This is a genomic window from Pseudomonas sp. MS19, assembly GCF_013277615.1.
GTDB lineage: Bacteria > Pseudomonadota > Gammaproteobacteria > Pseudomonadales > Pseudomonadaceae > Aquipseudomonas > Aquipseudomonas marincola.
In genome coordinates this window covers 226,114-239,213 of the sequence record NZ_VBTO01000007.1, presented here as the reverse complement: position 1 = coordinate 239,213, position 13,100 = coordinate 226,114, and the positions used below count along the sequence as shown (strand labels likewise).

Genomic DNA, 13,100 nt, shown 5'->3' with positions numbered 1-13,100 from the left:
ATGTATATTTATCGCTTGGTTCTGATTCTGGTGGTGGGAATCTACCTGTTTTCCCCCGCCATCATGGACTGGTGGATCGACCCCAATGGCGCCTGGTACCGGCCTTACTTGCTGTGGCTGATCCTGATTGTTGTGACCTTTATTCTGCAGAGTCAGCGTGATGCCGATGAGCTTTAGCATTAGCCAGCTGGTTCTGATCAGCGCCGCCTATCTCCTGACCCTGTTCGGTGTCGCGTGGGTCAGCGAACGCGGCGTAATCCCGCGCTGGATCATTCGCCACCCGATGACCTACATCCTCTCGCTCGGCGTGTATGCCAGCGCGTGGGCGTTCTACGGCACCGTCGGCTTGGCCTATCAATACGGCTACGGCTTTCTGGCCAGTTACCTCGGCGTCTCCGGCGCATTCTTGCTGGCGCCCGTGCTGCTCTACCCGATATTGAAGATAACCCGCACCTATCAATTGTCGTCACTGGCGGACCTGTTTGCCTTCCGTTTTCGCAGTACCTGGGCCGGCGCGCTCACAACCCTGTTCATGCTGATCGGGGTACTGCCGCTGCTGGCATTACAGATTCAGGCAGTGGCCGACTCGATCGGCATTCTCACCCGTGAGGCCATGCAAGCCAGGGTAGCGGTGGGATATTGCGCCTTGATGATACTGTTTAGCATCCTGTTTGGTGCCCGCCACATTGCCACCCGCGAGAAACACGAAGGTCTGGTATTCGCCATTGCGTTCGAGTCGGTGGTGAAGCTGGTTGCCTTGGGTGCAATCGGTCTCTACGCGCTGTACAGCGTATTCAATGGCCCGGGCGATCTTGAACACTGGCTGGTGCAGAATCAGGTCGCGCTGAACAGCCTGCACACGCCGCTGCAGGAAGGCCCATGGCGAACCCTGTTGCTGGTGTTCTTTGCCTCGGCGATTGTCATGCCGCACATGTACCACATGACCTTCACCGAAAACCTCAACCCACGCGCAATGATCAGCGCAAGTTGGGGCGTACCGCTGTTTCTGCTGCTGATGAGCCTGCCGATACCGCTGATTCTCTGGGCGGGCCTGAAAACGGGGGTAAACATCAGCCCGGAATACTTCACCCTCGGTTTGGGCCTGGCGGTTAACAGCGAAGCACTGGCGATGATCGCCTTCGTCGGCGGCCTGTCCGCATCAAGCGGCCTGATTATTGTGACCACACTGGCGCTCTCGGGCATGGTGCTCAATCACGTGGTCCTGCCGATGTATCAGCCGCCGGCTGAGGGCAATATCTACCGTTGGTTGAAGTGGACACGCCGCGCCCTGATCTGCGCCATCATTCTCGCGGCTTATGGCTTCTATGCCTTGCTCAAGTCCGAGCAGGATCTGGCAAGCCTGGGCATTGTTGCCTTTGTTGCCACGCTGCAATTTCTGCCGGGCGTGCTCTCTGTGCTGTATTGGCCAACGGCCAACCGACGCGGCTTCATTGCCGGCTTACTCGCCGGCATCGTGGTCTGGTCGCTGGGCATGCTGCTGCCGTTGCTGGGCAACTACGACGGTGTATTCGTCCCGGTTCTGAACATCATCTACATTCTCGATGACGACAGCTGGCACCTTGCAGCCATTGCGTCGCTGGCGGCCAACGTTCTGGTATTCACTCTGGTGTCGGTGTTCACCGATGCCAGTGAAGAGGAGAAAAGCGCCGCAGAAGCCTGTGCTGTCGATAACGTCCGGCGCCCGCAACGTCGCGAGCTGGTCGCCCTGTCGCCACAGGAGTTCGCCGCACAACTGGCCAAGCCACTGGGCGCAAAAACCGCACAGCGCGAGGTTGAACAAGCGCTGCGCGACTTGCACCTGCCATTTGACGAAGGTCGCCCTTACGCCCTGCGTCGCCTGCGCGACCGCATTGAAGCCAACCTTTCCGGCCTGATGGGCCCAAGCGTAGCGCAGGATATTGTCGAGACGTTTCTGGCGTACAAGTCTGAGAGCGAAGGCTATGTCACCGAAGACATTCACTTCATTGAAAGCCGCCTTGAAGATTATCACTCGCGCCTGACCGGGCTTGCGGCCGAGCTTGACGCCCTGCGCCGTTATCACCGGCAAACCTTGCAGGAGCTGCCAATGGGCGTTTGCTCACTGGCCAAGGATCAGGAAATCCTCATGTGGAACAAAGCCATGGAGGAACTCACCGAGATCCCAGCTCAACGTGTAGTTGGCTCACGCCTGACCACGCTGGGCGAGCCGTGGCGCAGCCTGCTCGACAGCTTTATCGAGATGCCGGATCAGCACTTACACAAACAACGCCTGACCACCGACGGCCAGAGTCGCTGGCTGAACCTGCACAAAGCAGCGATTGACGAGCCTCTGGCGCCGGGTAACAGCGGCCTGGTGTTACTGGTTGAAGACCTCACCGAAACCCAGCACCTCGAAGACAAGCTGATTCACTCCGAGCGCCTTGCCAGCATTGGCCGGCTGGCGGCTGGCGTGGCCCATGAGATTGGCAACCCGATCACCGGCATCGCCTGTCTGGCGCAAAATTTACGTGAAGAACGCGAAGATGACGGCGAGCTGACCGAGATCAGTCAGCAGATTCTCGAGCAGACCAAGCGGGTAACGCGCATCGTTCACTCGCTGATGAGTTTCGCCCACTCCGGCAGCCATCAGCAGGCCGACGAGCCGGTGTGCCTTGCTCAGGTTGCACAGGATGCAATCGGCCTGCTTTCGCTCAACCGCGAAAGCATCGAGGTCCGCTTCTTCAATCTCTGCGACCCGGATCATTGGGCAGATGGCGACCCGCAACGTCTGGCTCAGGTGCTGATCAATCTGCTATCTAACGCACGCGATGCATCGCCCGGCGGATCATCAATCCGGGTCAAGACCGAAGCGGGCGAGCACACCGTTGATCTGATTGTCGAAGATGAAGGCAGTGGCATTCCCAAGGCTATAATCGACCGACTTTTCGAGCCTTTTTTCACCACAAAGGACCCAGGAAAAGGCACCGGACTCGGCCTTGCTCTGGTCTATTCCATCGTGGAAGAGCATTATGGACAAATAACAATCGACAGCCCGGTGGACACCGCCACTCAGCGAGGCACCCGAATCAGGGTGACACTGCCACGGCATGTCGAAGCGACGTCAATAGCGACTTGAACCAGCGACACGAGCCTCGAAGCAAAATGCCTCATGCCAGCGTCAAGCCTGCTGAACTTAAACACACCAACAGCCATTGCCTGGCCATTCGGGCAATCGCGGTGCGTCTTCAGCAGCACAAGGCACGACCATGCGGTAATTGCATAAGCTCTAGAACGTCGAGAGACTGAATTGATGCCACATATTTTGATCGTCGAAGACGAAACTATTATCCGCTCTGCCCTGCGACGCCTGCTTGAACGTAACCAGTATGAAGTCAGCGAAGCCGGATCGGTGCAAGAAGCGCAAGAACGCTTCAGCATTCCAGGCTTTGACCTCATCGTCAGCGACTTGCGTCTGCCCGGCGCGCCCGGCACCGAACTGATCAAGCTCAGTGAAGGCAAGCCTGTACTGATCATGACCAGCTACGCCAGCCTGCGCTCTGCCGTCGACTCAATGAAAATGGGCGCGGTCGATTACATCGCCAAACCTTTTGATCACGATGAAATGCTCCAGGCCGTTGCGCGCATTCTGCGTGACCATCGGGCAACCAGCGCAGCACAACCCGAACGCAGTTCAGCGGAAGGCGCACGCGCCGATGACAAAGCCGCCGACAACCTCAATGGTGACATCGGCATTATTGGCTCGTGTTCGTCGATGCTTGAGATGTACAGCAAAATCCGCAAGGTGGCGCCCACCGATTCCAACGTGCTGATTCAGGGCGAATCCGGCACCGGTAAAGAACTGGTCGCCCGCGCCCTGCACAATCTGTCGCGCCGAGCCAAGGCGCCGCTGATATCAGTCAACTGCGCAGCCATTCCGGAATCTCTCATCGAGTCGGAACTGTTCGGCCACGAGAAAGGCGCCTTCACCGGAGCCAGCGCCGGTCGTGCTGGCTTGGTTGAGGCCGCCGATGGCGGCACCCTGTTCCTCGACGAGATCGGCGAACTCCCGCTTGAAGCGCAAGCCCGCTTGCTGCGGGTATTGCAGGAAGGTGAAATTCGCCGCGTTGGCTCGGTGCAATCGCAGAAGGTCGATGTACGCCTGATTGCAGCCACCCACCGCGACCTGAAAACGCTGGCGAAAACCGGCCAGTTCCGCGAAGACCTGTTCTACCGCCTGCACGTCATCGCCTTGAAACTGCCGCCGTTGCGCGAGCGTGGCAGTGACGTAATGGAAATCGCCCTGGCGTTCTTAAGCCGCCAGTCGAAGCGCATCAACCGCGACGACCTGCACTTTGCCCACGACGCCGAACAAGCCATTCGCCAGTATCCGTGGCCCGGCAACGTGCGGGAGCTGGAGAACGCGATTGAGCGGGCAGTGATCCTGTGCGAAAGCGCCGCCATTTCAGCCGAGCTGCTGGGCATCGATGTCGAACTCGACGACCTTGATGACGACGACCCTTACAGCGAAGCGCATAACCCGACAAGCAGCACCAGCATGGAACCGACCGAGGACCTGTCACTGGAAGACTACTTCCAGCACTTCGTTCTCGAGCACCAGGAACACATGACTGAGACCGAGCTTGCACGCAAATTGGGCATCAGCCGTAAATGCCTGTGGGAACGCCGCCAGCGCCTGGGTATTCCACGCCGCAAATCGGGCACAACCGCGGAGTAGCGCGTGTGCGCCCAGCGGCGTGAGGTTGTTACCCCACGCCAGAGCAGGTAACAGAAGCCGGGACTTACGGTAACGTAACCCCGGCTTTTTCATGCCCGAAGAAAATGCATAAATCACTAAGCAATTGATTTTAAAGCACTTTTAAAAGTTGGCACGGCATCTGCTTTCTTTAGGGCACAACAACAATAACAAGCAGCAAAAAAAATAATAAAAATAAGACGTATCGACTCCATAACAACAAAAACAACAAGCCGGAGGCGCAGCTAACTGATTCTTTTGGAGAGGACATGCTCTTGGGATTGACCCCACAACCGGACTGAGAACAATAAAACTGCTTATAAGCAGCGCCCGAACTGGTTGGATCACTGGATGATCATTGCAATGTCAGCGTCCAAACAAATCCGTTTGCTATTAATCCTCTCATTGAGAGGTTTTCCACAGGTCGCAGACCTGATGGAACGGGTAAATTTACAAAAACAACAAGCCCGCAATAATAACAATAAAGAATGTAACTACTTGAAGGGGAGCTTAGGCTCCCCTTGTAGTTTCCGCTCGGTAAATCCCCGCCTGATTTCTTTCCGTCCTACACGATTGCCCCACTCAATGCTAGAATCCGCGCCATCCTTGCGGTCATCATTGAAACTGGCCGGCCATTTCGTCAAACAGTGCACCCCATGCTGAAAAAGCTGTTCAAGTCATTTCGCACACCGTTGCGTCGCAATAAGCACTCGCACAGTACCCCCGAGGTGCTGACGAGCCACCAGCACCCGATCAAGCGCGGGCAGATCAGTCGCTATGCCGTGAGCATTGTCGAGCGTCTGCAAAATGCCGGTTATCAGGCTTATCTGGTGGGTGGCTGCGTACGCGACCTGTTGCTCGATATCGACCCGAAAGACTTCGATGTCGCCACCAGTGCAACACCCGAACAAGTCAAAGCCGAGTTCCGCAATGCGCGAATCATTGGTCGACGCTTTCGTCTGGTGCATGTGCACTTTGGCCGCGAAATCATTGAGGTTGCGACGTTCCGCGCCAATCACCCGCAGGGTGATGAGCCGCAAAACAGCAATCAGTCTTCGCGCAACGAGAGCGGCCGAATTCTGCGGGACAATGTCTACGGTAATCTGGAAGACGATGCCCAGCGTCGCGACTTCACGATTAACGCGCTGTATTACGACCCGGTCAGCGAGCGTATTCTCGACTACGCCAATGGCGCGCACGATATTCGCAACAACCTGATCCGCCTGATTGGCGACCCGACCCAGCGCTACCAGGAAGACCCGGTGCGTATGCTGCGGGCGGTGCGTTTTGCTGCCAAGCTGGATTTCGACATCGAGAAGCACACCGCGGCGCCGATCTACACGTTGGCGCCGATGCTGGGTGAAATTCCTTCAGCGCGCCTGTTTGAAGAAGTTCTCAAGTTGTTCCTCGCCGGTTACGCGGTATTCACCTACGACCTGCTGGTTGATTACGGCCTGCTTGAGCAGCTGTTCCCGGCCACCGCCAAGGCGCTGCGTGACAACCCGGATTACACCGACGACTTGATTCACAATGCGCTGAGCAACACCGACCTGCGCATCCAACAGAACAAACCGGTCACCCCGGCGTTCCTGTTTGCCGCACTGCTCTGGCCTGCGCTACCGGCTCGCGTGCTGAAACTTCAGGAACGCGGCATGCCTGCGATTCCGGCCATGCAGGAAGCAGCGCATGACCTGATCAACGAGCAATGCCAGCGCATCGCCATTCCCAAGCGTTTCACCATGCCCATTCGCGAGATCTGGGACATGCAGGAACGCCTGCCCCGGCGCAGCGGCAAGCGCGCCGATCAGCTCCTTGAGAACCCACGCTTCCGCGCTGGTTATGATTTCCTGCTGCTGCGCGAGAGCGCCGGTGAAGAAACCAACGGCCTTGGCGACTGGTGGACGCTTTATCAGGAAGCCAGTGACAGCGAGCGGCGCAATATGATTCGCGACCTGAGTTCGTCTAAAGATGACTCGGCGCCGCGTAAACGCCGGCGTGGCGGCAACAAGCGCAAGCGCAGCCCGTCTGGCGAAGGCGCTGGCAACGAATAATGGCCCGGGTATTTATCGGCCTCGGCAGTAATCTGGCCGAGCCCCTTGTGCAATTACGCGGCGCGCTGAATGCCATCGCCGCGCTGCCCGGGACACGCCTGCAAAACACCTCGTCGTTTTACTCAAGCGACCCACTCGGCCCGCAAGACCAGCCGCGTTATGTCAACGCCGTCGCCGAGATCGAAACCAGCCTGCAACCTTTGCAAGTACTTGATGCCCTGCAAGCCATCGAACTTGACCAGGGCCGCGAACGCAAAGCCGAACGCTGGGGCCCGCGCACCCTCGATCTGGATATTCTGCTGTTCGATAACCAGCGCATTGATCTGCCGCGCCTGACGGTGCCGCATTACCACATGCATGCCCGCGCGTTCGTGCTCTACCCGCTGGCCGAAATAGCCCCCGATCTGGTGTTACCTGACGGGCGCAGCCTCAATGATTTATTGGCGGCCTGCCCCTTCATAGGTCTTGAGCGGCTGGCGCCAGCTACGCACTGAATCCGTTGCCTTGCAGCCCCGATGGGCGTGGGCTCTGAGCCGATACACCGGACACAATTAAACCTATAATTCGCCAACCAGATGCGCCTGGGTGCACCCGCTAGTAACAAGACGGTAACACCTGCAATTGACTTCATGCCCGCCCATCTGGACTATAGGCGTCCCGTTGCCAAGCACCGGTGAGAACCGAGGCCAATGCAGGCCAATATGGAGCTGTTCAACAGCCTACTGAATGCCTGAGTGAGGACCATTTTCATGCCTGATATAACCCTGACAACTCTGCAAAATCTCAAGCAGAGTGGCGAGAAGATCGCCATGCTGACCGCCTATGACGCCACCTTTGCGCACGTCGCATGCCAGGCAGGCGTTGAAATTCTGCTGGTGGGTGACTCACTGGGCATGGTCCTGCAGGGACATGACAGCACCCTGCCTGTCAGTGTCAGCGATATGGCCTATCACGTCGCCTGCGTCAAACGCGGCAATCAGGGCGCACTGATCCTGGCCGACCTGCCATTCATGGCGTATGCCACCACCGAGCAGGCGCTGGTTAACAGCGCGGCGGTAATGCAGGCTGGCGCGCACATGGTCAAACTTGAAGGTTCGGCATGGCTTGCAGAGCCCATTGCCCGTTTGGCCGAGCGCGGCGTGCCGGTATGCGCGCACCTGGGCCTTACACCCCAGGCGGTGAATGTGCTCGGCGGCTACAAGGTTCAAGGCCGCCATGAAGCACAGGCGCGCCAGATGCGCGCGGACGCCATCGCCCTTGAGCAGGCCGGTGCGGCCATGTTGCTGCTTGAGTGCGTGCCAAGCGAGCTGGCTGAAGAAATTACCCAGGCGGTGAAAATTCCGGTTATCGGCATTGGCGCAGGCGCCGCAACAGACGGTCAGGTACTGGTCATGCACGACATGCTCGGCATGTCGCTCAGTGGCCGCTCACCGAAGTTTGTGAAGAACTTCATGGAAGGTCAGAGCAGCATTCAGGCCGCGATGAGCGCCTATGTGGCCGCCGTCAAAGATCAAAGCTTCCCAGCAGCCGAACACGGATTCTCTGCATGAACACGGTTAAAACCGTCAACGAACTACGCGCAGCCATCGCCCAGGCGCGCGCGCAAGGTAAAACAATTGGCTTTGTGCCAACCATGGGCAACCTGCATGCAGGCCACATCGCACTGGTCGAGCGTGCCGCGCAGAATGCAGACTTTGTGGTGGCGAGCATTTTCGTCAACCCGCTGCAATTTGGCCCATCAGAAGATCTCGATAAATACCCGCGCACGCTTCGTGATGACCAGCAAAAGCTGGTTGATGCGGGTTGTCATCTGCTGTTTCATCCCGGCGTCGAAGACATGTATCCGCATGGCATGGACAGCCAGACTCGGGTCAGCGTGTCGGGCGTCACTGAAGGCCTGTGTGGCGCCAGCCGTCCCGGCCACTTCGAAGGCGTAGCAACCGTTGTCAGCAAGTTGCTGAACATGGTGCAACCGGATATCGCCGTATTCGGCCAGAAGGATTACCAGCAACTCGCTGTCATCCGCATGTTGGTTCGCGACCTCAACATGCCGGTTGAAATCATCGGCGCACCCACTGTCCGCGCTGCCGACGGCCTGGCACTGTCATCGCGTAATGGTTTTCTCAGCGACCAGCAACGCGCCGCAGCCCCGGCGCTTTATCGCTCACTGCAGCAAATTGCCGAAGCGCTGAAGGCTGGCGAGAACAACTTTGCCGCGTTGATTCAAACGGCCCAGCAGACGCATCTGCAAGCGGGCTTTCGCCCAGACTATCTGGAAATCCGCGAAGCCTACAGCCTGCGACCAGCAACCGCTGAAGATCGCCATCTGGTCATTTTGCTTGCCGCTTTTGCCGGCACTACTCGTTTGATCGATAACCTCGTCGTTGAACGTTAGACCGCCAAACAGCCTCTTATAACTAACGCTATCGCCATGCAGCACGTGCAGGCCCGGTTTCACTGGCCTGCACAAATGCACTAAGGTAGCGGTGATAACAATGTTGGCAGCGCGACTGCCTTTAGCCCCATTAGCAAGAGGAAGCCTTACGTCATGGCGTATTACGAGCATCCGCAGGATGTCACCACCCTTCCCGCCTGGCAGGCTTTAACCCGGCACCGAGAAGCCATGCAGTCGTTCAGCATGCGCGATGCTTTCAGCTCGGACAGCCAACGTTTCGACACATTCTCGCTGAGCAGTTGCGGCCTGTTTCTCGACTACTCGAAAAACCTGATGACCGCCGAAACCCGCGATCTGCTGATGCAGCTGGCGCGCGAGTGCGGCCTGCAGGACGCCATTGAGGCGATGTACGCTGGCGAGCACCTCAACGCCTCAGAGAACCGCCCCGCGCTGCACACAGCCCTGCGCCGCCCGATTGGCGACAAGGTGCTGGTTGATGGCGAAGATGTCATGCCTGAGGTGCAGCAGGTTCTCAACAAAATGACCGCGCTGGTCGGCAGCGTGCATGACGGCCTGTGGCGCGGCTACACCGATAAGCCGATCACCGATGTGGTCAACATTGGTATCGGCGGTTCATTCCTCGGCCCGCAACTGGTCTCCGAAGCGCTGTTGCCGTTCGCCCAGCGCGGCGTGCGTTGTCATTACCTGGCCAACATTGACGGCAGCTCCTTCCATGAACTCTCGGCCAAACTGCGCGCTGAAACCACGCTGTTTATCGTCTCGTCGAAATCCTTCAGCACCCTGGAAACTCTGAAAAACGCACAGGCGGCCCGCCGCTGGTATCTCGCTCAGGGCGGCACTGAAGCAGAGCTGTATCGCCACTTTATTGCGGTTTCCAGCAACAAGCCGGCGGCCATGGCCTTCGGGATTCGTGAAGAGAACATCTTCCCGATGTGGGACTGGGTTGGCGGCCGTTACTCGCTGTGGTCGGCGATCGGTCTGCCGATTGCCATGACCATTGGCATGTCCAACTTCAAAGAGCTGTTGTCCGGCGCCTACAGCATGGACAAGCATTTCCAGACCGCTCTTTTTGAAGAAAACATGCCGGTGCTGATGGCGATGCTGGGCATTTGGTATGGCAATTTCTGGGACGCACAGAGCCAGGCGATCCTGCCGTACGACCATTACCTGCGCAATATAACCAAGCACCTGCAGCAGCTGGACATGGAGTCCAACGGTAAGCGCGTGATGCAAAACGGCCAGCCGGTCAACTGCGACACCGGGCCGGTCATCTGGGGCGGCGTGGGTTGTAACGGCCAGCATGCTTATCACCAGTTATTGCATCAGGGCACGCAAATGATTCCGGCTGACTTCATTGTGCCGGTGGTCAGTTATAACCCGGTGGAAGACCATCACCAGTGGCTGTACGCCAACTGCCTGTCGCAGAGCCAGGCGTTGATGCTTGGCAAATGCCGCAACGAAGCCGAAGCTGAATTGCGCAAGCAAGGGCTCAGCGAAGACCAAGTGCAGTACCTCGCGCCGCACAAGGTGATTCCGGGTAACCGCCCGAGCAACACGCTGGTACTTGAACGCATCAGCCCGCGCCGTCTGGGTGCGCTGGTGGCGCTGTATGAGCACAAGGTTTTTACCCAGAGCGTGATCTGGGGCATCAACGCATTCGACCAGTGGGGCGTCGAGCTCGGCAAGGAACTGGGCAAAGGCGTTTACTCGCGTCTTACCGGCGCTGAAGCAAGCACCGCGGAAGATCAGTCTACCCAAGGTTTGATCGAGTTCTTCCGCGCCCGTCATCGCGGCTAATCGCCCGCGCAAATGGTACCTGCCCGGCAATCGGGCAGGTTGCCAGCACCAGTTTGCCCCTCCTCTTCCCCCGACAGCCGGGCGGCCAATACTTGAACCTGAGCCGCCTCGGGTCCACCCTGTAAGCATCGCGGACAAACAACTACAAAGGACCCGCCATGTTTGAGATTACTCGTCACCCGGTTGCCGAAGCCGTCCGGCAACGTGCGCACCTGAACGACGGTGACTATCAACGTTTGTATCGTCAGTCTGTCGAGCAGCCCGAAGCCTTCTGGGCCGAACAAGCGAAGCAGTTTCTCGACTGGTTTACGCCATGGCAGAGCGTGCACCACGTGGATATGCGCAAAGGCCACGCGACCTGGTTCAAGGGCGGCAAGCTCAATGTCAGTTACAACTGCATAGACCGCCATCTGCAACAGCGCGGCGAGCAGATTGCCTTTATCTGGGAAGGCGATGATCCCAGCGAATCCGCGCACATCACCTACAACAAGCTGCATCACCATGTGTGCCGACTGGCTAACGTGCTGAAAGAACGCGGCGTCGAAAAAGGTGATCGCGTGTGTATTTACATGCCCATGATCCCTGAGGCCGCCTACGCCATGCTGGCATGCACCCGCATCGGCGCCGTGCACTCCGTGGTTTTTGGCGGTTTCTCGCCGGACGCCCTGCGCGACCGGATTCTCGATTGTGACTGCAAAATGGTGATAACCGCAGACGAAGGTGTGCGCGGCGGCAAATACATTCCGCTCAAGGCCAACGTCGACAAGGCGCTGCAGAGCTGCCCGAAGGTCGACACCGTAGTGGTGGTTCAACGCACCGAGGGCAAGATCGACTGGCAAAGCGGCCGTGACATCTGGTACCACGAAGCCGTGCACGCAGTTGAGGCTGATTGCGCGCCAGAACCGATGGACGCCGAAGATCCGTTGTTCATCCTCTACACCTCGGGCAGCACCGGCAAACCCAAGGGCGTTCTGCACACCACCGGTGGCTACCTGCTGCAAGCAGCGATGACGCACAAATACGTGTTCGACTATCACGACGACGATGTCTACTGGTGCAGCGCAGACGTTGGCTGGGTCACGGGCCACAGTTACATCGTCTACGGCCCGCTGGCCAATGGCGCCACCAGCCTGATATTTGAAGGGGTGCCGAATTATCCGGACGCCTCGCGCTTCTGGCAGGTGGTCGACAAGCATCAGGTGAATATTTTCTATACCGCGCCGACTGCCTTGCGCGCCCTCATGCGCGAAGGCGATGGACCCGTAAAAAGCACCTCGCGTAGCAGCTTGCGCCTGCTTGGCAGCGTTGGCGAGCCGATCAACCCGGAAGCCTGGGAATGGTATTTCAATGTGGTCGGCGATAAACGCTGCCCGATTGTCGACACCTGGTGGCAGACCGAAACCGGCGCCATCATGATCACCCCGCTGCCCGGTGCAACCGATCTCAAGCCCGGCTCGGCCACCCGTCCATTCTTCGGCGTGCAGCCAGTTTTGCTGGATGAGCAAGGCAAGGAAATCGACGGCGTCGGCAGCGGCGTACTGGCGATGAAGGCCAGTTGGCCAAGCCAGATTCGCAGCGTTTACGGTGATCATCAGCGCATGATCGACACCTACTTCAGCGCCTATCCCGGCTATTACTTCAGCGGCGACGGGGCGCGACGCGACGAAGACGGCTATTACTGGATTACTGGCCGCGTCGATGATGTGCTCAACGTCTCCGGCCACCGCATCGGCACGGCAGAAGTCGAAAGCGCTCTGGTGCTGCATGACGCCGTTGCCGAGGCTGCCGTCGTGGGTTATCCACATGACCTCAAAGGTCAGGGCGTCTATGCCTTTGTTACGCCGATGCGCGGCGTCGAGCCCACGGAAGCACTGCAGCAGGAATTGCTGGCGCTGGTCAGCAAGGAGATCGGCAGCTTCGCCAAACCGGATCTGGTGCAGTGGGCTCAGGCGCTGCCGAAAACCCGCTCAGGCAAGATCATGCGGCGAATTCTGCGCAAGATTGCCTGCAACGAACTCGACACGCTGGGGGACACCTCAACGCTGGCCGATCCAAGCGTAGTCGACGGGCTGATCGACTCACGCCTGAATCAATAATAGCTGTT

The 13,100-nt window shown here is 58.3% G+C and carries 9 protein-coding genes; all 9 read left to right on the top strand.

The features are described 5' to 3' along the window. Complete coding sequence (locus FEZ62_RS07020; RefSeq protein WP_003244646.1) at positions 1-177, top strand: hypothetical protein; 177 nt, start codon at positions 1-3, stop codon at positions 175-177. After that, positions 161-3,115 carry a sensor histidine kinase gene (locus FEZ62_RS07015; protein WP_170860635.1) on the top strand — a complete coding sequence of 985 codons (2,955 nt, stop codon included), beginning with the start codon at positions 161-163 and terminating at the stop codon, positions 3,113-3,115. The genes FEZ62_RS07020 and FEZ62_RS07015 overlap by 17 nt, the downstream gene beginning before the upstream one ends. Before the next feature lie 174 nt (positions 3,116-3,289). After that, positions 3,290-4,714, top strand: coding sequence for a sigma-54 dependent transcriptional regulator (locus tag FEZ62_RS07010; protein ID WP_069897954.1), 1,425 nt, complete (start codon positions 3,290-3,292; stop codon positions 4,712-4,714). Positions 4,715-5,388: 674 nt separating this feature from the next. Continuing rightward, positions 5,389-6,783, top strand: coding sequence for a polynucleotide adenylyltransferase PcnB (locus tag FEZ62_RS07005; RefSeq protein WP_069897955.1), 1,395 nt, complete (start codon positions 5,389-5,391; stop codon positions 6,781-6,783). Beyond that, positions 6,783-7,277, top strand: a complete 495-nt coding sequence (gene folK / locus FEZ62_RS07000) for a 2-amino-4-hydroxy-6-hydroxymethyldihydropteridine diphosphokinase (protein ID WP_172927238.1) — start codon at positions 6,783-6,785, stop codon at positions 7,275-7,277. Before FEZ62_RS07005 ends, folK begins: the two co-directional genes overlap by 1 nt. 255 nt (positions 7,278-7,532) lie before the next feature. Next, complete coding sequence (panB, locus tag FEZ62_RS06995; RefSeq protein ID WP_069897957.1) at positions 7,533-8,333, top strand: 3-methyl-2-oxobutanoate hydroxymethyltransferase; 801 nt, start codon at positions 7,533-7,535, stop codon at positions 8,331-8,333. Beyond that, positions 8,330-9,178 (top strand): pantoate--beta-alanine ligase, encoded by an 849-nt coding sequence (gene panC / locus FEZ62_RS06990; RefSeq protein ID WP_172927237.1) that lies wholly within the window; start codon positions 8,330-8,332, stop codon positions 9,176-9,178. Before panB ends, panC begins: the two co-directional genes overlap by 4 nt. A 153-nt stretch (positions 9,179-9,331) precedes the next feature. Further along, entirely contained in the window at positions 9,332-10,996 is a 1,665-nt protein-coding gene (gene pgi, locus FEZ62_RS06985) for a glucose-6-phosphate isomerase (protein WP_069897959.1), read from the top strand. 158 nt (positions 10,997-11,154) lie between these two features. Further along, on the top strand, positions 11,155-13,092 hold the full coding sequence (gene acs / locus FEZ62_RS06980; protein ID WP_172927236.1) for an acetate--CoA ligase: 1,938 nt from the start codon (positions 11,155-11,157) through the stop codon (positions 13,090-13,092). Positions 13,093-13,100: the final 8 nt, after the last annotated feature.